At 44.4% G+C, this 739-nt stretch carries 1 protein-coding gene and 1 pseudogene; both read right to left on the reverse strand.

Features of this window, described 5'->3' with window-relative positions; all coding sequences use genetic code 11:
• Positions 1-276 (reverse strand): 2-C-methyl-D-erythritol 2,4-cyclodiphosphate synthase (gene ispF / locus A3762_RS28210; protein ID WP_231878719.1); only part of this gene is annotated, 276 nt, incomplete at its 3' end.
• Positions 277-318: 42 nt separating this feature from the next.
• Positions 319-739, reverse strand: a pseudogene (locus A3762_RS28215) (2-C-methyl-D-erythritol 4-phosphate cytidylyltransferase); the annotation flags it as partial.

Consider the following 739-nt stretch of genomic DNA (forward strand, 5'->3'; position numbering starts at 1 on the left):
GCCTTTTGATTGAATCAAATCATTTACCGCTCTGAGTAAAAAACGGCTATCTGCTCCCGACCATTCGTCATCAGTATCTGGAAAATGCTTACCTATATCTCCTAAGGCTAAAGCACCTAGCATTGCATCACAGATCGCATGCAACAACACATCACCATCTGAATGCGCCTTTAAACCAAAGCTATGAGGAATTCTCACGCCGCCAAGAGTAACGAACTCTCCATTCTCCAACGCATGTACGTCATAGCCCGTACCCACTCTAAGATCAGGCGTCATATTTGTTTTCTCATTTACGGTATTTGTACTTTCTAGTGCAGCCAAATCTTCAGGCTTTGTGACCTTAATATTGCTCGACCGTCCTTCTACAAGTAGCGGAGAGTGCCCTGCAAACTCCATCGCTGAAGACTCATCAGTAATTTGTACTTCTTTCTTTAAAGCAGAGCGTAAAGCATCACGTAAAAGCGCATAAGGGAATGCTTGGGGAGTCTGTGCGCGCCAAATTATGTTGCGATCGAGCGTTGAATCCACCCGACCATTCTTGGAACATTTAATTGTATCAACCGAGGGAAGCGCTAATAACGCACCATCTGGTGCATCCAATAATGACTTTTCTAGTAACTCTAACTCATGTTCAGTAATCAAAGGACGAGCGGCATCGTGAACCCAAACCCAATCATGATCCGCAGCCTTATCAGATAAAGCCATTAACCCTGCTAGAACGGTATCTGCTCTTTCATCA

The sequence above is a fragment of the Oleiphilus sp. HI0125 genome (assembly GCF_001635355.1).